Consider the following 20,116-nt stretch of genomic DNA (forward strand, 5'->3'; position numbering starts at 1 on the left):
GCACAGGAAGAGGTCCGTAACCATGGCCACCCGAAGAAACAGCGCTGAGGACACCGATTCCGCAAACCGCATCAGCGGTTGTAACTGTTTGTTTTTAAAAATCGAGAGACTTATCTTAGTGCCATTCGGGTCTGAGCCTTTTTTTAGGCGGCTTGCGGGGACGTTTGATGATCCCCAAGTCCTTGGCTTCCTCGGTCAGATAGCGCACGGGGTCGAGGGTGGGATCCTGCTGCAGGGCGCCGACCACATCGCCGTCTCCGGGTGAGGGCTGAGGGTGGTTCAGATCCTCTCAGCGTAGCCAGGACGGCGGTGTCGCGCCAACGTGTTTCAGAGGCTGTATAGGAACTAATCGCATGATAATAAAGGATTATTGCTGTGCAGCATTCGGGATTTTCGGCTGTTTTGCGGGCGCCGTTTGCGATAACTCACTGATTAAAATGAACGAGTTTCTCTACAGTCTCTCAGTCACGCTCAAAAAGTCGAACATCGCGTAAGGATAGATCCAGCGTTAAATCAATATCCACCGAAAGATCGAACCTGGCATACCAGTGCCCCCTCGCCCATTCCCTGGGGCACGACCATTTCAATGCCTGCCAAGACTTTAGGCAACAAGGCGCCATGGAATTTACTCGCCATCCTTGCAGATGGCCGTCCTGGACAATCGGGTAAGACGTTCAGACCAAGATCGTCCAGACGTCGTTCCGGGGTCGGCAGACGAATCAGATAGAGAATCCAATGGGCATCGGGGTCATACCAGTCGGATACGGCGTAGATCGGTTTGGCATAGCCATCGAGCGCGATCCGCTTCAACGGAGAGGACTCGGGTATCGACAGCATTGTCAATGTGGCAACAGAACGGGTTACAGACGCCGGCAGAACCACGCCATAAAAGGTCCAGGCATGATTCGCTGGCGGCGCCCTATATTCCAGACTAAAACGCAGAGCACGACTGCCTTCGCGATCCGGCCTCAGCGTTAAAATCCAATCCGCGCAGGGATCGTCGGCACCCAGAGACAAAGAACAGCAGAGTGTCAGCATGGCGGCGGCCACACCGTAAGCGAGCCGAAGACGGCTAAAACTGGCAGCGATCAGGGACATCGTTGGATTTGCCAAACTGATAGATCAGAAATCCGGGCGCCTGGGATTGCAGGAAATTCACGGCGCTATTGAGCCAGTCCGCGCCCTGCCGGGGACCGGCTTGGGCAGCGAGCGCGCGACCCAAGGCATTGGGATCAAAACTGCGGTCGCGTCGGGCCAGAATCACCAAAGCACACTCCCCCTCCTCGAACGCTGGCGGAATCTGGAACCATTGTTCCCATAACTCACCTGGGATCGTGCGATAGATCGGGCTGGTTTTCCGGTGATCGTCCGCTGGAGCATGGTCAACAAGTATCCGCCGCCCTTCAGCGGAGACCACGGCGAACAGCAGATAATACCCCCGGCTCCCAAACGTACTCAGCACACGGGCATCCCAGGCATCGGGCGTCCCGACTCGCACCGACCAAGCAAGTTTCTGACCGCCCTTCAGCCAAGGGATGCGGTTTTGGCGGGCGATCGGCTGCGGGATGGTATGACGCCCGTCCGTTGTGACGCAAGCAAGGTAAGGTTCGCTGGCGATGGCCTGGCCGCCGCCGCGCTCGAAGGCAAGCGGAATAGGATACGCTCGCCACAGCCAGGCGCTGGCCGCCAACGCGATCCCGATGCCGAAGGTCAGGCCGGCGGCCAGGACGAGACGATCAGCCCCCATCAGTGGCAGGCGTTCGCAGCCCAAGCGCATGATCGCCTCGCTCAGCCAACGGATCGGGACAACCTCGATCCCTTGCCGCCGTAATCGCGCGACGATCTCCAATTCCGCGACGGAGCGACCTTGATCGTCCGTGATAGGCGTGAAGCATAAGGCGGGAGAAGGGCCACGCCCAGCCGCCAGCAGTGCCTCTGAGCGGTCAAGAATCTTGCGAAGTTTTTCCTCCAGACGGCCGACCGGATGCACTGCTACATCCCGGTCACGTAATTCCGGCGCCTCGCCAGACAGACTGCCGCTGGCGATCGCCACGCCTTTGAAACGGGCGCTTGGGAGCAACAAGGCCAGGGCCAGACCTAGTTCGGCGCTCGATCCGAGGGTCGGGATGGCGTCAGCCGCGAACAATCGCCGGGATTCGAGCCAGGCATAAGGGCGCAACCGCTGCCACCAGGCCAGCGGCGCGGGACGCAACCCGAGTTTGCGCACCGCCATGGCGGCCACGCAGCCGGATTCGAAGAGCTGCGCGGACAGCAACGGCGCCGCCACCGGAGCCAACCGCTTATCCGCGTCAGAGGGAACATCGCGTTGCGATTCGCCGGCTGCGGATGGCTCACACCAGAGACGACAGATCGCCACCTGATCGGGGTCGCCCATCGAGTAAGCCACTACGGGAACATGGATGTCGCGACGCTCCATCAGCAGCTATCCGGGCGGGCTGCGGGCAAACGGACGGATCCGTGATTGCAAACGTCAAGGGCGATCGCGAACGAATCGACAATGCAGCAATGGAGATGACGATCGGCCAGCGCGATGAAGCGTCGCCGGTCTTCCTGGCGCACCACGATCGGAGGCGGTATCAGGCAAAGCAACGGTTGCGGCTGGGGCGCCAGATGCTCCAGCAAGGCCAGCAGCGGCCCGTGATCCGCAGGCGGCACGATGGCGCGTCCGTCCATGCCTCCTTCCAGCCGTCCGTAAGCAAGCAGACGTCCGCCCGCCGCGTTGCCGGTCAAGGCGAGACCGAGCGCCAGGCCCAGTTGAGTCGCCGCAACATCGGTCAGGTTCGGGATCTGTTCCAGCGCGAAGACGTCGCGATGACGCCATGCGGCAAATCTGGCGCCCGCGCCGATGGACGATCGGCCAAGCAGACGCCGGGTCTGGTCCAGCAGGTGCCCCAGAGACCCCGTGAGGGCGACATGGGTGCAGCGCACCCGCTGGGCGCCGCCCTCGAAGGCCAGGGCGAGCAGACGCCCGGAGCCCGGAGCGGACGGATCGGCAACGGCCGGGAACAGCGGAAGATAGACAGTGGTTCGGTTCATCAGATTGGATTCGCTGAGGCGTGGCGAGCGGCGTCAGGAGGGCTCGATCTCGCCGACCTGGAGACACAACAACAGACGGCGGATCTCGACCGTATCTTCCAGCTCGAAGGATCCCTCGCCTCGCGCATCCAGAGTGACCATGGCGAGGAGCTGCGTCAGTCCCTCGGGTCCGGTGACCGCGACCGTCCGCCCGGCCAGACGCGCCAGGGTAAAGCCCAATGCCTCCAGGGTCACGCGGATGCGTTGCCGATCGCCGGCAAAGGCGACGCGAAAAACGCCTGGACCGATGTCAAGACGTTCCGGCAGGGATGGCGGAGCATCGTCGACTGCCGCAGCGGCCCAGGCCAGGATCTGGCCGAGAGGCCGGAAGCGCCCGCAGGGCGGACGCACGAAAGGCAGGATCCTGGCCGGAGCGGAGGGCGGTGCCGCCGCGCCGGCTTCGGGTTGCCCGAAGGCGCGCCAGAGCCAGTCCATCAGCGGTTCGGCGTCGTTGCGGGTCGGCATGCGCGCCAGCAGACGGTCGATCTCATCCGTCGTCACGGGGGGCGACCAATCCAGGGTCGCGCTACGCTTTGCGATCAACTGCCAGGCGACGTTCTGTTCTTGTTGCGTCGGGATTCGATTGCTCATGGCGAGATTTCCGAAAATGGATCAGGGTTGGCGATTGAGACGGGTGCAGTAACGGATGGCCTCTGACAGGTCACGCTCCAACTGCGTCAAAAGCCTATCGTCATCGGTTGTCGGGTAGCGCCGGGAGTCGTCCAGAAGACGCCGGAATTCCGCATCCGCGAGGACGCCATCGCCACCGTGAATCGACCGGCCATTGATCAGGGTGGCATCGACGAACCAGGCCAGTACCGGATTGTCGCGGATTCCTGGGCACTGGCCGATGACAAAACGAAGCGCCGTCTCCCGATCGACCTGATGCTCAGGCCAGGTAGCGGAAGACTCCGGCACGGGCGCGGGAAGATTGCTCACGAGCAGCAGGTCGTCATCGCCCTCCATGTGCAGCGGGGTGGACAGCAGGACCAGGCAACCGTGGATCATCTCCTGCCCGACAGCGCTCTCGGCGAAATCCTCGAAGGTGGCGAAGCCTGCCGGGCGATGGGTATCCGTCCGGATGCACTCAAAGGCATCGGCATAGGCGCGTTCGGGCGTCGTGGCCTGCGACCCATCCGGTGGAGCGGCCAGCCGGGCATTGACGGCCTTGCGCAGGGTTTGCAGGTCGCGCAAACCGGAGACGCTCAACTCGGCATCGTCGTACCACTGTTCCGGATCCAGTCCGCAGGAACGGAGCAGGGCATAACGTTCGTTGAGCGACTCCAGCACCCGACAGAGCTGGTCGCGGGATGCCTCGTTCAGATCGCATGCGAGCGGCACCGGCAACGGGGCCAGACAGTCCCACAGGCTCAGCTCCTCGGCCATCTCCGCCGCAACGTCCGAAAGGATCAGCCAGAACGGGCCGTATTTGGCGCGGCGTCTGGCGGAGACGGGACCATAGCCCGTGCCGAGCCGGGCGATCTGTTTCTTAAGAACACTCCAGACGCGGCCGATGCGTTCAGATGAAGATGAAGCCAGGGAGACGATGGGGCGCTTCGCGCGCGTGACCTTGACCTCGGACCAACCCGCTTCTGCGGCACCATGCGCGGCCAGACTGCCAAACAAGACATGCATGTTGGTCGGTTGATCCAGGCGATTGTTAGCCAGCGCCAGCCGTCGGCTGAGCACCAGCGACAGGTAAACCAGTGCGGGCCGGAAGATGCGCGCGGATTGGGGGGACTGCCCAGGTTTTTCCGCAGCGCCGGGATCCTCGTTATCCTCTGAATCCGCGCCGCGATCATTTTCGCCGCCCGCCTTCGGCGCTTCCCGCGCAGGGATCAACCAAAGCTCTTCTTCTTTCAGCGAATAATCGCGAAACAGCAGTTCACTGCGGAAGGGTTCGCGTGAAAGGGTCAATAACAACCCCACCGCCAAGCGGTTTTCCTGGTAGCGAGCTTGAAACAGCTCCGTCTGCAACAGCCCATGCAGTGCGTTGGCGAGGCGGAATACGATCATTGGCTTGGGCATCTGTCGTCCTCTGAGTGAAACGCTAAGGCTCTCATGGTCATGGGATGGAGTTTCGGGATAAGGGACGGTCGTTTTGCGGGCACGAACGATCATTTTCGCCGTCACCGCCCCGCCTATCCCGAAACCCATCACGGAACCCATGATCCCATTCACGCACACGACCGACCAGGAGGCTGTTCATGATCCGCACCCGCCCCATCGCCCTCGCCGCTATGGCGCTGGCCCTAACCGCACCGGCCCCGGCTTTCGAAATCAGCGGGGACGTGGAGCAGTCCGCAACCCTCGGCCACCTCATCGCCAGCGATGGACCAGTGACGCACGCCTCGAATTACATCAACACCCTGTCCGACTGCGGTGATATCCGAGGGAACGTGAAACAGACCGTCAAGGCCGGCATCGTCATGCCCACGCCCACCGGCTCGCGGACGGCACATTGTGCCGACATCAAAAATCATCTCGAATCTTTCCGCAGCGGCGGCAATGGCTATCCCGAAGCCAGTCCTGCAGGCGAATGAACTCAACCCACCGCAAACCGACCAGGAGATCTCTCATGAACCGCTATACGCTTAACGTCTTGACCGCCATCGCGTTCACCCTTGCATTGGCCGCTCAGGCGCATGCCGCCAAGATCGCCATCGGCGGCGATGTTGAACAATCGGCGGACGTCGATAATGTTTATGCCATCAGCTCCGGTATGAAAAGTACGGCTGCCAATGAAATGAACGCCGTTCGTGGCAGCGTATCGGTTGGCGGCGGCGTCCGCCAGACGCTGAAGGCGCATAATGTGTACTCGATCGCCACTGGCGTGTCTGCCACCGCGACCAATGCGATCAATGTTGTCGGCAACTAATTAGGGGAGAGGACGCCGCCGAGTGCGGCGTCCTGGTTGGCAGCCAACCCTCGACCGCGTTATCTTCACAGCTATGGCAAGCTATCCATCGAATTCAAGGATTCCTGCGATGACTCATGCGCCGCTCCCTCCATTCATCCTTTTGCTGCTCGCCGCCCTGCTGCCCAGGATCGGACACGCGGAACAGACCACCTATGTGAGCAAGGATGCCTCGCGCTGTGAAATTTTTCAGGCCTTGAGCGCCCGGATACCGGACGACTGCCTGGTTGACAAAACCCCGGTTATCCACTCGACCATCACGCCCGTCCCCTCCCCCGAACCGGCCGCTCAACTCGCATCGGTCCAGCCGCCCCGGAGCGAGGCGCACCGCCCCGCGCCGCGCCCGGCGAAACCACGCCAGTCGTTATCCAGACAGCGTCCTTCCGGCGAGCGCGCCATGGCTACGCCGATCGAGTTCGCGTTCGACTCGGATCGTCTGACTCCGGCCGCACGGAGCCACCTCGACCGGATCGCCGCCGTCTTGAAGGATCCGCTGTTCAACGGTCTGGCGATCCGGATCGAAGGCCACACCGATGCCAGGGGGACAACCGAGTACAATCTGGATCTCTCACGGCGCCGTGCGCGCTCGGTTCAGGATTATCTCGCCGCCAAACACGCCATCGACGTCAACCACATTCCAAGCATCGGCCGCGGCGAGGAAGACCTGTTCGATCCGCGACGGCCCGAGGCAGGGATCAACCGGCGTGTCGAATTCGTCAATACCGGGCTGGTCCCATGATCACGCCGGCACCCTACGGAGCAGTGAAGATGACATCGCACAACACACTCGCCATGGCGATGACGCTGGGGCTCCTGTCGCTCATGCTCCCGGCCCACAGTCTTGCCGGAGGGCTGAACGGCATCCCTCCCAACGTCAGCGCCCGGATGTATCGCCTCCAGGCACAGCAGAATCTGACCCATGACAGCAGTGCTGCCGCTCGGACCGGCGCCACGGGTACCGTTGTCAAAACGGAGCGCACTTCAACCACGGTCGCTATCGATGATGGCGCAAGGAACGTTCGCGGCGGAACGGGCAATCTCACCATTGGCGATTTCAGTCACTCCAGCATCAGCGGCCTGCGCGAGGTCAATATTTTGGTGGATGGCGATATCATCAACTGGAACAGCCGCTGAGACCGCTCCGCCGTTTGGCCGCCGCCGCGCGGAACCATCGAGACACCCCAAAGGATAGCGCCATGCCCCTTTTCCCGACGGCGGGTCATCTGAAACTATTTGGCGCGAGCCTGGTACTGTTGCTCGCTGGATGCAGCGCCGTCGAGCCGCGCCCCGAGGATGTGCCGCGCCTGGCCGACCCCGCCAGCCCGCCCGTCACCCGTTTGACCAGTTTTTCCGACGCGCTCGCCTGCATGGATGACCTCTTTGCACGCAGCGGTGCCAAGACACGCCTTGTCACGGCTCTCAGCCTTCCGGATCAAACCGGGAAAAACATCGGCGGCGGCACCAGGACCATGTTGATTTCCACCATCTCGGAAATGAATCGGCGGAGCAATGCCTTTCGGTTCGTGGACATTCCGCAAACATTCTCTGGGGTCACACCGAACCCCGAGACGAGCCGCATCGATGTGGATTATCTGAACGCCATGCCCGATGGGCTTACCATCGACTGGCCAGACTATATCCTGGAGGCATCGGTCTCGGAACTCGACCAGGGCGTCAGCAGCACGAGCGCGGGCGGCGGGTTGGATCTGGGGCAGGTCGGGGGCGGGATCTCGCGCGAGCGTCAGGTTTCGGCTATGACGATCGATTTCAACGTGAAAGTCGGTAAAACCATGAAAATCATCAACGGCGCCGGCTCCACCAACTCCGTCGCCCTGGTCAACCGCGGCAAGGGTCTCGATCTGGATGCCCGACTCAAGACCGTCGGCGGTTATTTCACCCTCTCGGTCGACCGCGCCGAGGGCCAGCACGCCGCGCTGCGTAGCCTGATCCAGCTCAGTACCATCGAAGTGCTGGGCAAACTCGCCGGCGTGCCTTACCAACAGTGTCTGAGCCAATCGCGCACCCCCTCCGGCACGCTCACGCGCACCGGCGTGCCCGCGCTGAAAATAACCGGCGCACGCGACGGCTACCAGGTGGGCGACAAACTGGAGGTCAGGGTGCGCGCCAGCCGCCGCACCGATCTCTTCTGTTACTACCAGAATGCCAGGGGGCAGATCTGGCAGGTGTTGCCGACCCGGTTTCAGCCGAACGCCTCGGTCGCGGCCGACGACACGATCCGGATCCCGGACACGACCCAGTTCGACCTGGTCTTCGATGCCCCGGGCAGCGAGCAGGTGATGTGCCTCGGCGTGCCGCCAGGCATTGCCGACAGCCTGTCCGCCAAACTCGGCCGTTTCAGCCGTGCCGACCTGCAACCGCTTCAGGTTCGATCCTTGGACGAAGTGGAAGGTACGTTCCGTGCGGTGATTCGGGTTCCGGAGGATCTGGTCCGGTCGGACTTAAGCGTGCGGGTGAATTGAGCTTTACTGAAAGTCGGAAGGAGGCGATGTCTCCCCGGTTATGGTCAGCCCATAGGAGTGCGTAATGCCCGTCCATCAAACCGCCCGAGCTACCCGCCTTGACACAGAGTACTGGTTGTTTTTGCTTCAGCTATTGGTATTGGCACCCGCCCTACACCTCGAAATGGCATCCCATCGAGCATCGCCTGTTCAGTCAGGTCGAGCGCAGCCTGCGCGGACAGATCCTCGATACCCCTGAGACGGTGCTCAAGGCGGTGGAGCGCACCGCCACCGACACCGGACTGCGCGTGACGGCCTGCCTCCTTGATCGCGTGTATGAGGCGGGGCGCAAGTGCTCCGAGACCTTTCGCGCCATCAAAGACCAGTTCATTCGTCATGATGAGACGCTCGGAGCATGGAACTATGTTGTCGACGCCAATGGTTTTTGAGCGAGATCATTCATAGAGATGTATAGTCATCTTATTAATTATGCGCACATAATTAATTATTAAAAAGTAAAAAGCTCATTTAAAAACAAAGATTTGCATATTCAGACATATCTCAATTTCTGCATATCATATTAGTTGGCTATACCACTTATTAGTGAACCGTCCCTTACTGGGTTCGTCGCGCAATGGTCATTCTTGACTTGGAGTCATAATCTCCTTTTGCCAGCGTGTAGAACCCATGGCAAACTTGCTCAGTCTTCAGCACTGAGCATTTAAGGTGAATTAATGATTCTTTAACCTCCCACGCTTCAAAGCATTTGGGATTTTTCTCCTCTTGCTCTGTTAGAAAACAACCCGATGCTTTTGCACAAAAAGAGCCAGGCATATCTGGAGTGCATATTGGTTGAGGCCCATCCAGAGAACGACAATCGCTCAGAAATTCCGGGTTATTTGCCGAATCAAAAGAAAGCTTGCATTGGAAATTAAACTGATTTTTTATCGTTACTAAAAATCCATTCTCACGTGGAATGATGGTGACCGACCTAAGCGCGGCATACTCATTATCGCTGCCATATAGATTTGAAGATAACCACGGATTGGTTTGTGGCGGCATTGCGGACATCGGTTGATCTGGTGTGCCAATTGACTGTTTCGTTTGGCGGATATCATCAACTGCAGAATCAACACGCGACAGGGCCAACGGCGGCGCGGCGCTCACCACGGACGGCGGCGGGGTCGGTGTCTCCGCCCTTGGCCCGCCGAACGTCGATGCAACGCTGTCCAGCGCCTGACTGACCCGTGGCGGAGGCGGCGGTGCCGAGGCAACAGCCTTGACCGGCGATGCCAGATAAAACCGATCCGGCTCCACGCCCTGAATCGATAACTCGGGAGACTGACCGCCGTGCTGGCTCAGTTGCCAGGCCACCCGCTGGAACAGACGCTCGACCGGTTCCGGTTGCGCGAGCTGTTCCAGTAACAACCGGCTGTAGGGACTGTGCAGGCCCGCGCCATCCGGCACGACCTGCCCGGCGGCCCCCGAGTAGGCGATGATCCGGCTGCGGCCCTGACTCTGAACCGACCGCATCCCCATGTCGTCGCGCGCCCCACCGCCCGTGCCACGGGTCGCCGCCACCACGGAGCGCAGCTTCGGGATCTCCCGGCAGGCATCGAACACCGCCACCGTCAGCGCCGCCTGACCATCCAGATCGTTCAAAACCTCCTCCAGCGCCAAGCTGCGCCGACGTAACAGCCCCAGATCATCGCTGGGCGCATCCACCGGCAGCAGATAGGGCTGACCCGCGATCTGCATCCCGTGTCCCGCATAGAACAGCAAGGCAATCTCCGCCCCCTGAACGCGCTGCGCAAAGGTCCGCACGGCCTTCACAAACCCCGCCTCGTCCAGATCCCGCACCGCGCCGTCCGTCGGGCGCCCATCCGCACCGATCAAGGTGAAACCCAGATCCCGCAGACGTCTGGCCACTGCCGCGGCGTCATTGGGCGGATTCGCGAGCGGATCGAGATGACGGTAGCGGCTGTTGCCGATCACCAGCGCGAACCGCGCGCCGGGGCGCGCATCCTTGGCTCCGCTCCCCCGGTCAACCGACGCGAACGGCGGCGATGCCTGATCGGTGGCGCTGACACAGGCCGCCATCGGCAGCAGCAGGGCCGCCGTGAGGATCGCGCACCACAGTCCCCTGCCGCCGTGCCGCGTTGAATGCATGATAGTCTCCATCGTTCGACGACTCCCCCAGAGGTCGGATCGCACCAGCCTTCGTTAATCGGTCATTCGGGATAACCGGCGTCGATTCTGCGTCATGGCCTCCACCTTACCCGCCAGAAGCCGGGCCGGACACGGAAACCAAATCCGCAATCGACGCGGTTTAGATTGATTTTCCAGCTAATTTTGCGCTAGCCAAGCGATTGAGGCTGACGCCCTGTTCAGCCGCCATCAGCGCAAGTTGACGATGCAGTTCGGGCGGAATGCGGACACGAAATTCACCGCTGTAATGCTTTTCCGCCAGTGGTTCGGGGATCGGCTCCTGGTGTTCGGCGAGATCGGCGACGACCTCCGCAACACGCTGGCGCATCCCTGCCAACGCGGCCTCGGGGGTTGCCTCCAGCCAGCTTAAGGAGGGAAATTCAACGCACACCGCGACATGCTCGCCATCCTCGGGGGACCATGTCACGCGATAGGTGTAATGATCGATGCTCATTGCTTGGCCTGAAGTTGATCGATTGCCCGCAGAACCTGCCGCACCTGATACGGCTTGGCCTTGCCATCCGCATTCTGGATATTGACCCGCGGATCCCCCGGCCATGGGGTCTTGAAAATCAAATGGCTGGTGCCGCTCTGGCGCGGCTCGCCAAAATAGGACTCGCAGAGCTTACGCAGATCGGAAAACCGGACATTGCCCGGTTCCTTGCGCATTTGGTCGAGGATCTTCTTCATTGAACCCATGCTTGATGGTGCCATTATTGGAACCAGGCATCAAGGCTGCACGATCGGCGATGGTCTATCGCAACGGTTTTGTTTGCCGGCTTCGCCTACTGGCCCACCCGATGGCTCGGGGTTGAGGTTTGCCCTGCCCCCGACCAACCGCGCCCGAAACGGCGACCGCTTAAACCGCGTCCAGCGCGACATGCGTCATTTTCAGTTTGTGTTTAGCTTTGGAGATGTCATCGACATCAGTGGAGACGCGGTTTAAAATCTTATATTTTTTAATATCTTAAACCGCGCCCGCGCGAACGGTCGGCGATTCTGCCAAGACCGGATCAATCCTCAGCGATCACATACCGCACCGGGCGCGGTTTAATAACCTATATCCGGAAAAGATAAAGGGAAAAACGCTAAAGGGTAAAGTTAATCCTGGGCCAGACGGAAACCGATGTGGACGTACCGGTAGACAGGCGCGGTCGAGTCGCGGTCGGCCGACCGCACCCCGGCCGGCTGGTAGTACCAAGAGCCGCCCCGGACCGCCCGGGCGCCGGCATCATTCTTGCTTGAACACTGGTTTTCCTTCCCGCCATAGTCCTTGTCATACACCGAACACGTCCACTCCCAGACGTTGCCCAGCATGTCGTAGAGACCCCAGGCGTTCGGCTTGAACGCGCCCGCCGCGCTGGCAAAGGCGTAACCGTCCGCGCACGCATGCACCACGCTCCACAACGAACCGTCCGGCAGCTCGGTGGTGTCGGCCACATTGGCGTATCCGCAGGCCTGTGCGGAATCCTCCCCCCAGAACCGCGCCGTCTCGGTGCCGGCGCGCGCCGCATATTCCCATTCCGCCTCGGTCGGCAGACGGTAGCCCCCGCCGGTCTGGCCGTTCAACCAGTCGATGTAGGCCCGGGCGTCGTTCCAGCTCACGCACGACACCGGATGGTCGTCCCGGTTGGCCAGTTCCTGGCTCGGCTTCCGCCAGCTCGCCCAGGCACGGTCGCCCCACTTGCTATTCTGGTCGCTCGCATCGCGGGCCATACAGCCTTCAACGCCTCCGGTATTGCGCTCGGCCTCGGTGCGATACCCCGTCGCCTCGACAAAACGACGGAATTGTCCCACCTGGATTTCGTAGGGGGCGAGGGCAAAATCCTTGACGCACACCCGGTGCCGGCCCTCGTCCCCGTCGCGCCCCGCCTCGCCCGCCGGGCTGCCCATCTGAAAACAATCGCCCTGGATACGCACCATCTTCGGGACGGGAAACGCCGGATCCGGCTGATCGACCAGCGTGAGCTGCCCCCGCAGATTACCGCCAATCCAGGGCACCTGCCGTTTCCCGCTCGCCGCCTCGACCGCCAGGGAGACCTGATCGAAGGCATCCTCGATATCCAGACCCGGCGTCGCCAGCAGCGGCAGCAGGTGCTGCGTGAAGAGACCGTTGCGACCGCCGCGATTATCGTCGGCCGTCTGGCCGGGGCTGGCGGCATAGAGGACCAGGGTGCCGCGCGGCGGGACGCGGATCTCCCCCAGCCCCCGCCGCTCGCCCCGACCGCCGACGCCAAAGGGGTTATTGCGACAGGCGTCGAGGATCACCAGGCTGACCGCCCGCTCCGGGCGCTGATCGAGCTGGTCGATGATCCCGGTCAGGCTCACCCCATTGGGGGCAATGTCCGCCTCCTGCTCGATGCGAGTGTCCGTGGGGAGCAGATAGGTGGCGCCGTGGGCGTCGCGCATCCCGTGACCGGCGTAGTAGATCAACGCGAGGTCATCGCGCTGCTGGATCTGCGCCAGAAAGCGGTTGATGGCGGTGGCCAGGGTGCGGCGGTCGGCGTTCTCCAGCGGACCTCCGCCCGCCAGCGTGAAGCCGAGCCGACGCAGGGTCTGCGCCACGTCGCGGGCATCGTTGAGGGTGTTGCGCAGCGGACGCTCGCCCTGATAAGCGGCGTTGCCGATCACCAGTGCCTGACGCCCGGCGGCGCTGGCGGAGAGCGGCGCCCCCAGCAACAGCAGCAGGGCGCATCCGGCGAGGATGCAGCGACGCTGACTGGGGCGGGTCTGGACCAGATCATGCATAGCAAGCGTCTCCTGAATTGAACGGCGCGGGCGTGCCCACCGAAAAACGGGGTCAGGGGAGGCTGACCGCCTCCAGCTCTACCCGCCGGTTGAGCCGATGATCCTCCTCGGTATCGCCGGGATATTTGAGTTCGGACTCGCCGCGGCCGGCGGTGTGCAGCCGTCCGCTCAGGGCGGGAACGCGGTCCTCCACCAAACGGCGCACGCGGTCGGCGCGACGTTCGGAGAGACGCCGATTGTAATCGGCCGCGCCTTGCGCGTCGGTATGACCGATGAGGCGATAGTCCTGCCCGGACGCGCCAGCCTGGAGCGCCCGCGCCAGTTCCTCCACCTGCGCCAACCCTTCGGCGTTGGGCTGGTCCTGATTGAAGTCGAAGAGGACATAGAGATCGAGCCGAGACTGCGGCACGAAGCCACGCGCCACGCCGGTCCCGCGCGCGGCGAGGCCGCGGGTGATCTGGGCGGCGCTCAGGCGGGCACGGTCGGGATGGCGATCAATGCGGCGACGCAGCTCCAGGAGCGCGGTCGGGATCGGGAGACCGGCCGCATCGATCGCACGGTCGATGCTGACGATGGCCTCCGGCAGTTGGTTCTGTTCCAGATAGAGACGCGCCAGCTCGGCCTGAATCTCGCTCTGGCGCGCGGCGGGGCCAACGAGGCGACTGGCAGCGATCAGGGCGTCGATGGCAGCCTTTGGGTCGCCGGCCCCCAGACAGGCGGTGGCCAGGTCGGTCAGAATTTCGGGGTCCGGGCAGACCGCGCTGGCCTGACGCAGCCGGGCGATCCGCTGATGGAGATCGGGCTCGGCCCAGGACGCCCGATGCAAGGCGCGGCCCCGCTCGCAGTCTGCGGCCCAAGCCTGACCGACCCCGCCGAGGAACAGAACCAAGAGCAAAAGAGATGAACGTCGTGCGATCATGCCGCTCCTCCGTGCGTGACCAATAGCCTGATTCTACAGCGACTCAGGGAGAAATCTCGACTTCCAGCAAGCCAGCCGCGCCTGGAGCGGATGCCTTGGCGGTGGGATGGAAACCGCGCATGCCAATCCGCGAGGGTTGCGGAAAGTCATCGAGCAGGTTTCCAGCCAGATCGCGCCGACCATCGCCGGTCTCAAAGAGATTGATCGGCGCGTCAGTCAGAAAGGCCACCAGCAGAGTCGGCCCATAAGGCGGGGTGGCGGGTAGATCGAAGGCCAGATCGCCCGGGATCGAGACCCGCCCGGCACTCACCCGGTTATCGCGGTGGAAACCGTTCGGAAAGGCCACGATGGGCGTGTCGCGGGCATCGATGTTGATGACATTGAGATAGCCGGCATGTGGCACCTCGATCATCAGCTCCAGGGTCTCGCCCACACGGAAGCGTTGCCGATTGGCCTGGATCTGGAGCGGAGTCATCGTTTTTGCCAGCGCTTCGATCCGCTGCCAGTTCGGACCATGACCTTGGGTTACGCTAACCAGACGCAGTGGCTTGTCGGCCAGCATTGGATTTCCGCCAATCTGCGGGTTGAATAGTTTATCGCGGTCTGCCTGGCCCAGACGTTCGGCAACAAAGACGGCGGCCTGATCCCTAAGCCGGTTTGGCGTCAGACCGCCCCCGGTACTGACCGCCTGGCCGATCGCATGGACCAAACCCTGGGTGAACAGACTACCGCGAACGGTCGCATGAGAGCGTTCGTCGTCAGCAGCGGCGGAGAGGCTGACGTAGCCTTCTTGCGAGCGTTTCCCGACCGACCGTGTCACACCCTGTGCCTTTGCTCTGGGCATGCCCGGATAAGCGAAAAATTTCGTCACCCCTCCGTCCGTCCCGCTTTGTTTCGAGTTAAAACGCACGGAGCGGGTCGCGGTGCCGCTATGACAGGCATCGACGAGGACCAGGATATCGCGACTTGGGATATCGCTGAGCGCACGCTCCAGATCGTCATCAAGCAGGATGCCCGTGAGGGTACCTTGACCATCCGTGGTGATGGCCGCGAGATCATAGAGGGTCAGCGCCTCATCGAGCCCATCGTCCTCGTCGCCATTCAGATCCGCGACCTGTGTTCCGTGGGTCGAAAAATAGATCAGGATGCGGTCGTTTTTTGAGACGCCATCGCGTAACCAGACCGTCAGATGCTGTTGTACCGCCGACTGTGTGGCCGCCGCGTCCAGCAATGCCTTGGTGTTTCGCGGGTCGAACCCCAGGTCGGCGGCGACCCCGCGCATCATCTCGAGATCGAGATCGATGCCCGGTAGATTGAGTTTCGAGCCGGCCGTCTCGTTTCGGTAGTTGCCGACCCCGACCAGCAGGGCACGGTCGGCCGCCCCGACCGAGGTCGCCAGAAGAGCCGCAGTCAGCAGTAACGGCAGATGCCGGAATGTGCGTGGCATGGCTCGGGTGTCATGGGTTGTCATGGCGTAAGGATTCCTGATGTTCGCTGTCAAGTTGCATGCCAACGACTGAAGGCTTGGTCGTCTCACGTTCAGCTTTGAGTTCGGGTTAGCCCATCAGTTACAAGTTAGGCGATTTCCGGGAAAGACCGTACCCGATTGAAAACTCCGGAATTGGACAGGATTAACAGGATTTCGCAGGATTGACAGGCTTTATAAACTCATGTTTTTCATTATGTAAATCCTGAATAATCCTGTTAATCCTGTCTATGACGGAGCGGATCGCGGGTACAAGGTTTCCCGGAAATCACCTAAAACCCATAGGTGGCGAGGATCCAGCCAGCGCCAGGCGCGCCGTGCCGAAGGCCGCCTCCGAATGCTCGGCTTCTCTCACCTCGATCCCCAGGAGACGCGAGCGGATGCGCGTCCAGACGGTATTCCCGGCTCCACCCCCAACCGTCAGGACGCGGCTCGGGCGCGGCGCGCCCAGTTCCGCCAGCCGGGCATAGGCTTCCGCCTCGATGGTCGCGATGCCTTCGAGCAGGCCGTGCAGAAACCTCGCGGGATCGGCCGGTCGCGGATCCATCCGTGGCGCGAGATGGGGATCCTGGCGCGGGAAGCGCTCGCCCGGTCCGGGAAGCGGGTAGTAGTCGAATCCCGAGGAGGTCTCCGGATCGATGGACCGGCTCAAGGCCGCGATCCCGGCCTCCGGGAAGCATTGGCGCAGCACCGCCCCGCCGCTGTTGGAGGCCCCGCCGACCAGCCAATGATCGCCGAAACGCTGACTGTAGACGCCGTATCGGCTCGCGGTCACCGGACGCTCGGAGAGGATCTTGACGACCAGGGTGCTGCCGAGCGAGGTAACCGCGTCGCCGGGTCGGGCCGCGCCGGCGGCGATCACCGCCGCCGTGCTGTCGGTGGTTCCGGCCAGGATCCGGGTGGTGTCCGGGAAGCCGATCAGGCGCGCCACCGAGGGCGCGATCCGCCCGAGCGGGGCTCCTGGCGCGAGCACCTTGGGTAGCCCGAGACCGGGCGGTACGAGCCGCTCCACCCAGTCCGGCCAGCCGAGGCTCCCGGCGTCGTACCCGAGCTTGAGGACATTGTTCCAGTCGCTGAAACCGAAGCGTCCCGTCAGACGTCCGAGGATCCAGTCGGCCTGATGCAGGACCAGAGTTCCGGGGGGCGCTCCAAGCGTCTCATACAAATGGATGAGCTTGGCCAGGCTGGAACCCGGCCCCTGGGCCGGAGAATCCTCCGGAGCTATCCGCGCGATGCGCCGAGCCGCCGCGAGCGCGCGCCGGTCGTTGTACATGAGCGCCGGCCCCAGCGGCTCGCCGTCGGGTCGGGCGAGCAGGAGGGTCGCGGAGGTGGCGTCGACACAGATGGCGACGGGCGGTCGATCCGCCAGCTTGGTCGCGAGCGAGGCCAGGAGGCTCAGGGTGGCGCGCCACCAGAGCGCCGGATCCTGCTCGACCCATCCGGGGGCCGGACTCAGCGGTTTTGGGAGCGCAATGCGTTCGGTCGCGATCTCATGACCGCCGGCATCGAGCGCGACCGCCCGGCCGCCCGAGGTGCCGATGTCGAGCCCGACGAAGGAACGCGGTTCATCGGTCATCCGCGCGGCTCATCGCTCCGATTCGGCGATCACGCGCGCCACCCGGCGCAGGTTCTCGAAATAATCCGGCGACAGGTTGTCGATCACCTCCACGCGTCCGCCAATCGCTCGCGCGACCTGATCGGCCGATTTCCGGCTGAACTGCGGCTGGACGAAGATCACCCGGACCTCCCGCGCGCGCGCCTGATCGATCAGGGCCTTGAGGCTGCGCGGACCCGGATCCTTGCCTTCCTTCTCGATCGGGATCTGAGTCAGGCCGTAGGCCTCGGCGAAATAGCCCCAGGCGGGGTGGAAGACCATGAAGCGACGATGCTTCAACCCAACGAGTTGGGCGCGGATATCCCGATCCAGGGTATCCAGCTCGGACTGGAAGGCCGCGAGGTTGGCGGCGTACTGGCTTGAACGGGCCGGATCCAGCTCGGCGAGGGCCGAAGCGATCCGCTCGCCCATCGTCTTGACTAGGAGCGGGCTGGTCCAGATGTGCGGGTCCAGCTCGGATTCGGCCGCAGCGGGCGGATGAGACGTCCGGTCATGGTCGTGATCCGAATGATCGGCATGATCCCCTGTCCGTCCCTCTCCCTCGTCGTGATCGTGGACCTCCATGGGACGGCGCTCGATCCCATCGCCGAGATCGAGCACGCGGATATCCGGATTGACGGCGCGCAGGCGCTCCATCCAGGCCGCCTCGAACGGCAGACCGATCCCAATGAAGAGATCGGCGTCGGCCAGCCGTGCGATCTGGTTAGGTGTCGGCTCGTAGGTGTGGGGACTGAAACCTGGCCGGACCAGGGACTCGACCCTCACGGCTGGCCCGCCCAACTGTTCGACAAAGGTTTGTTGCGGCAGGACGCTGACGAAGACCCGCACCGGCTCGGCGGCCTGGGCCAGGGGCGCGGCGAGCGAGAGGAGCAGGAGAAGATGGCGCATCTGAATGACCTCGGAGTGTGCCGCGACGGGCCGCGGAGGAATTAAATGGACAGGATTAACAGGATTTTTCAAGATTTACAGGATTAAAAACAAAATCTTATAAATCCTGTTAATCCTGCGAAATCCTGTTAATCCTGTCTATGACCAGGCGGATCACGGGTGCCAGGTTTCCCGGAAATCGCTTCAGGCGTCTCCGACCCCGGCGAAAATCCGATAGGCGGGGTTTTCCGTTTCTTCCCAATAGGGATAGCCCAGGGTGTCGAGCGAGCGATGGAAATCGTCCCTATCGGCGGGCGGGATCTGGGCGCCCATGAGCACGCGACCATAGGCGGCGCCGTGGTTGCGGTAGTGAAAGAGACTGATGTTCCAACGCTTGCCCAGGCCGCACAGAAAATCGAGCAGGGCACCGGGGCGCTCGGGGAACTCGAAGCGGACCAGGGTCTCCTGCTCGATGCCGGGGGCATGGCCGCCGACCATGAAGCGGATGTGCTGCTTGGCCGTCTCGTTGTCGGTCATGTCGAGCACCTTGAAGTCCCTGTCGGCCAGTCGCGCGATCAGATCCAGGCGTTCCTCGTCGCCCTTGGTCAGCTCGATCCCAACGAACACCTGGGCGCGGCGCGCGTCGGCGTAACGATAGTTGAACTCGGTGATCTGACGCTTGCCGAGCGCACGGCAGAAGGCGAGAAAGCTGCCCGGCCGCTCGGGGATCTCGACCGCCAGCAGAGCCTCGCGGTGCTCGCCCAGCTCGGCGCGCTCGGCGACGTGGCGCAGACGATCGAAGTTCATGTTGGCGCCGCTCTCGATCGCGATCAGATGAGCGTCGCGGGTTCCGGTGCTTGCGGCCCAGCGCTTGAGACCCGCGACGGCCAGCGCCCCAGCGGGCTCGGCGATGCCTCGGGTGTCGTCGAAGATGTCCTTGATGGCGGCGCAGATCTCATCGGTACTCACCAGCACCACGGCGTCGACCCGCTCGCGGGCGACCCGGAAGGTCTCTTCGCCGATCATTCGCACCGCGACACCGTCGGCGAACAGACCCACTTGCGAGAGCGCGACCCGCTCGCCGGCGGCGAGCGCGGCATGCAGGGTCGGCGCCTCCTCGGGCTCCACGCCGATGATCTTGACCTCCGGATAGAGCCATTTGACGTAGGCCGCGACCCCGGCGATCAGCCCGCCGCCGCCGACCGGGACGAAGATGGCGTGCGGCGGCTGGGGGTGCTGGCGCAGGATTTCCATGCCGATGGTGCCCTGGCCGGCGATCACGTCCGGGTCGTCGAAGGGGTGGATGAAGGTCAGCTTTTTTTCCGCGACCAGCTCCATCGCCTGGGCATAGGCCTCGTCGTAGGAGTCGCCATGCAGAACGACCTTGCCGCCGTGCGCGCGCACGGCGCGGACCTTGATCGCCGGCGTGGTGCGCGGCATCACGATGATCGCCGGGATGCCAAGCCGACTGGCACCGAGCGCCACGCCCTGGGCGTGATTGCCGGCGCTGGCGGCGATGACCCCGCGCTCGCGCACCGCCGGATCCAGATGGATCAGCTTGTTGTAGGCCCCCCGGAGCTTGAACGAAAACACCGGCTGCAAATCCTCGCGCTTGAGAAAGACCTCGTTGCCGAGACGACTCGACAAGCGCGGGGCGCGGGTCAGCGGGGTTTCCAGGGCGACGTCGTAGACGCGCGCCTTGAGGATGCGTTCGATATAGGAATCCGGCATGGGCGGGGCTCTGGAACGGCTTGGGCTGCGGGCATGTTACAGGATTCCGGCCCCACCCCGCCCCAACCCG

General features: G+C 62.9%; 21 protein-coding genes. 7 read left to right on the forward strand and 14 right to left on the reverse strand.

Translation table 11 applies throughout. The features are described from left to right. Positions 1-265, forward strand: a 265-nt coding sequence (locus CKO27_RS24265; RefSeq protein ID WP_207281019.1) for a hypothetical protein, incomplete at its 5' end; no start/stop codon positions are given. 248 nt (positions 266-513) lie between these two features. Here CKO27_RS24265 and CKO27_RS21125 read toward each other — a convergent pair. The 5 genes from CKO27_RS21125 to CKO27_RS21145 form a co-directional block, all read right to left on the reverse strand. After that, entirely contained in the window at positions 514-1,098 is a 585-nt protein-coding gene (locus tag CKO27_RS21125) for a hypothetical protein (protein ID WP_200376903.1), read from the reverse strand. Further along, positions 1,073-2,053 carry a hypothetical protein gene (locus CKO27_RS21130; protein WP_200376904.1) on the reverse strand — a complete coding sequence of 327 codons (981 nt, stop codon included), beginning with the start codon at positions 2,051-2,053 and terminating at the stop codon, positions 1,073-1,075. Before CKO27_RS21130 ends, CKO27_RS21125 begins: the two co-directional genes overlap by 26 nt. Before the next feature lie 383 nt (positions 2,054-2,436). Further along, positions 2,437-3,057, reverse strand: a complete 621-nt coding sequence (locus CKO27_RS21135; RefSeq protein ID WP_200376905.1) for a hypothetical protein — start codon at positions 3,055-3,057, stop codon at positions 2,437-2,439. 33 nt (positions 3,058-3,090) lie between these two features. Next, complete coding sequence (locus CKO27_RS21140; RefSeq protein ID WP_200376906.1) at positions 3,091-3,687, reverse strand: hypothetical protein; 597 nt, start codon at positions 3,685-3,687, stop codon at positions 3,091-3,093. A 21-nt stretch (positions 3,688-3,708) separates the two neighbouring features. Continuing rightward, entirely contained in the window at positions 3,709-5,265 is a 1,557-nt protein-coding gene (locus tag CKO27_RS21145) for a hypothetical protein (protein ID WP_200376907.1), read from the reverse strand. 38 nt (positions 5,266-5,303) lie between these two features. Here CKO27_RS21145 and CKO27_RS21150 point away from each other — a divergent pair, with 38 nt between their 5' ends. The 6 genes from CKO27_RS21150 to CKO27_RS21175 all read left to right on the forward strand — a co-directional run bounded on the left by CKO27_RS21150 (position 5,304) and on the right by CKO27_RS21175 (position 8,921). After that, complete coding sequence (locus tag CKO27_RS21150) at positions 5,304-5,639, forward strand: hypothetical protein (protein WP_200376908.1); 336 nt, start codon at positions 5,304-5,306, stop codon at positions 5,637-5,639. 35 nt (positions 5,640-5,674) lie between these two features. Beyond that, a complete protein-coding gene (locus tag CKO27_RS21155; protein WP_200376909.1) occupies positions 5,675-5,974 on the forward strand; it encodes a hypothetical protein in 300 nt (99 codons plus the stop codon). 109 nt (positions 5,975-6,083) lie between these two features. After that, entirely contained in the window at positions 6,084-6,752 is a 669-nt protein-coding gene (locus CKO27_RS24730; protein WP_242471056.1) for an OmpA family protein, read from the forward strand. 29 nt (positions 6,753-6,781) lie between these two features. Continuing rightward, positions 6,782-7,147, forward strand: a complete 366-nt coding sequence (locus tag CKO27_RS21165) for a hypothetical protein (RefSeq protein ID WP_200376910.1) — start codon at positions 6,782-6,784, stop codon at positions 7,145-7,147. Positions 7,148-7,161: 14 nt separating this feature from the next. Beyond that, entirely contained in the window at positions 7,162-8,493 is a 1,332-nt protein-coding gene (locus CKO27_RS21170; RefSeq protein ID WP_200376911.1) for a DUF4384 domain-containing protein, read from the forward strand. A 98-nt stretch (positions 8,494-8,591) separates the two neighbouring features. Continuing rightward, on the forward strand, positions 8,592-8,921 hold the full coding sequence (locus CKO27_RS21175; RefSeq protein ID WP_200376912.1) for an ISAzo13-like element transposase-related protein: 330 nt from the start codon (positions 8,592-8,594) through the stop codon (positions 8,919-8,921). Positions 8,922-9,087: 166 nt separating this feature from the next. On the opposite strand, the gene CKO27_RS21180 is transcribed toward CKO27_RS21175, so the two are convergent. The 9 genes from CKO27_RS21180 to ilvA all read right to left on the reverse strand — a co-directional run bounded on the left by CKO27_RS21180 (position 9,088) and on the right by ilvA (position 20,046). Further along, positions 9,088-10,653, reverse strand: a complete 1,566-nt coding sequence (locus CKO27_RS21180) for a caspase family protein (RefSeq protein ID WP_200376913.1) — start codon at positions 10,651-10,653, stop codon at positions 9,088-9,090. Between the two features lie 148 nt (positions 10,654-10,801). Beyond that, the gene (locus CKO27_RS21185) at positions 10,802-11,134 is read right to left on the reverse strand and encodes a type II toxin-antitoxin system HicB family antitoxin (protein ID WP_200376914.1); all 333 of its coding nucleotides are present in this window, start codon (positions 11,132-11,134) and stop codon (positions 10,802-10,804) included. Beyond that, positions 11,131-11,370, reverse strand: a complete 240-nt coding sequence (locus tag CKO27_RS21190) for a toxin HicA (RefSeq protein ID WP_242471057.1) — start codon at positions 11,368-11,370, stop codon at positions 11,131-11,133. The genes CKO27_RS21185 and CKO27_RS21190 overlap by 4 nt, the downstream gene beginning before the upstream one ends. Before the next feature lie 411 nt (positions 11,371-11,781). Continuing rightward, the gene (locus CKO27_RS21195) at positions 11,782-13,428 is read right to left on the reverse strand and encodes an SUMF1/EgtB/PvdO family nonheme iron enzyme (RefSeq protein ID WP_200376916.1); all 1,647 of its coding nucleotides are present in this window, start codon (positions 13,426-13,428) and stop codon (positions 11,782-11,784) included. 52 nt (positions 13,429-13,480) lie between these two features. After that, positions 13,481-14,347 carry an OmpA family protein gene (locus tag CKO27_RS21200; RefSeq protein WP_200376917.1) on the reverse strand — a complete coding sequence of 289 codons (867 nt, stop codon included), beginning with the start codon at positions 14,345-14,347 and terminating at the stop codon, positions 13,481-13,483. A 43-nt stretch (positions 14,348-14,390) separates the two neighbouring features. Beyond that, on the reverse strand, positions 14,391-15,794 hold the full coding sequence (locus tag CKO27_RS21205) for a caspase family protein (RefSeq protein ID WP_200376918.1): 1,404 nt from the start codon (positions 15,792-15,794) through the stop codon (positions 14,391-14,393). Positions 15,795-16,101: 307 nt separating this feature from the next. Further along, a complete protein-coding gene (locus CKO27_RS21210; protein WP_200376919.1) occupies positions 16,102-17,409 on the reverse strand; it encodes an FGGY-family carbohydrate kinase in 1,308 nt (435 codons plus the stop codon). Between the two features lie 9 nt (positions 17,410-17,418). Next, positions 17,419-18,336 (reverse strand): metal ABC transporter solute-binding protein, Zn/Mn family, encoded by a 918-nt coding sequence (locus CKO27_RS21215; protein WP_200376920.1) that lies wholly within the window; start codon positions 18,334-18,336, stop codon positions 17,419-17,421. Between the two features lie 183 nt (positions 18,337-18,519). Beyond that, positions 18,520-20,046: a threonine ammonia-lyase, biosynthetic gene (ilvA, locus tag CKO27_RS21220; protein ID WP_200376921.1), complete on the reverse strand. Its 1,527-nt coding sequence runs from the start codon at positions 20,044-20,046 to the stop codon at positions 18,520-18,522. Between the last annotated feature and the right edge of the window lie 70 nt (positions 20,047-20,116).

The sequence above is a fragment of the Thiocystis violacea genome, assembly GCF_016583575.1.
Taxonomy (GTDB): Bacteria; Pseudomonadota; Gammaproteobacteria; order Chromatiales; family Chromatiaceae; genus Thiocystis; species Thiocystis violacea.

Excerpts from the sequence above, each read along its gene's own strand:
- CKO27_RS21165 (WP_200376910.1), top strand. The coding sequence starts at position 6,782 with ATGACATCGCACAACACACTCGCCATGGCGATGACGCTGGGGCTCCTG.
- CKO27_RS24730 (WP_242471056.1), top strand. The coding sequence starts at position 6,084 with ATGACTCATGCGCCGCTCCCTCCATTCATCCTTTTGCTGCTCGCCGCC.
- CKO27_RS21195 (WP_200376916.1), bottom strand. The coding sequence starts at position 13,428 with ATGCATGATCTGGTCCAGACCCGCCCCAGTCAGCGTCGCTGCATCCTC.
- CKO27_RS21155 (WP_200376909.1), top strand. The coding sequence starts at position 5,675 with ATGAACCGCTATACGCTTAACGTCTTGACCGCCATCGCGTTCACCCTT.
- CKO27_RS21205 (WP_200376918.1), bottom strand. The coding sequence starts at position 15,794 with ATGCCACGCACATTCCGGCATCTGCCGTTACTGCTGACTGCGGCTCTT.
- CKO27_RS21135 (WP_200376905.1), bottom strand. The coding sequence starts at position 3,057 with ATGAACCGAACCACTGTCTATCTTCCGCTGTTCCCGGCCGTTGCCGAT.
- CKO27_RS21215 (WP_200376920.1), bottom strand. The coding sequence starts at position 18,336 with ATGCGCCATCTTCTCCTGCTCCTCTCGCTCGCCGCGCCCCTGGCCCAG.
- CKO27_RS21190 (WP_242471057.1), bottom strand. The coding sequence starts at position 11,370 with ATGAAGAAGATCCTCGACCAAATGCGCAAGGAACCGGGCAATGTCCGG.
- CKO27_RS21200 (WP_200376917.1), bottom strand. The coding sequence starts at position 14,347 with ATGATCGCACGACGTTCATCTCTTTTGCTCTTGGTTCTGTTCCTCGGC.
- CKO27_RS21180 (WP_200376913.1), bottom strand. The coding sequence starts at position 10,653 with ATGGAGACTATCATGCATTCAACGCGGCACGGCGGCAGGGGACTGTGG.
- CKO27_RS21145 (WP_200376907.1), bottom strand. The coding sequence starts at position 5,265 with ATGGGTTCCGTGATGGGTTTCGGGATAGGCGGGGCGGTGACGGCGAAA.
- CKO27_RS21210 (WP_200376919.1), bottom strand. The coding sequence starts at position 17,409 with ATGACCGATGAACCGCGTTCCTTCGTCGGGCTCGACATCGGCACCTCG.
- ilvA (WP_200376921.1), bottom strand. The coding sequence starts at position 20,046 with ATGCCGGATTCCTATATCGAACGCATCCTCAAGGCGCGCGTCTACGAC.
- CKO27_RS21140 (WP_200376906.1), bottom strand. The coding sequence starts at position 3,687 with ATGAGCAATCGAATCCCGACGCAACAAGAACAGAACGTCGCCTGGCAG.
- CKO27_RS21150 (WP_200376908.1), top strand. The coding sequence starts at position 5,304 with ATGATCCGCACCCGCCCCATCGCCCTCGCCGCTATGGCGCTGGCCCTA.
- CKO27_RS21125 (WP_200376903.1), bottom strand. The coding sequence starts at position 1,098 with ATGTCCCTGATCGCTGCCAGTTTTAGCCGTCTTCGGCTCGCTTACGGT.
- CKO27_RS21185 (WP_200376914.1), bottom strand. The coding sequence starts at position 11,134 with ATGAGCATCGATCATTACACCTATCGCGTGACATGGTCCCCCGAGGAT.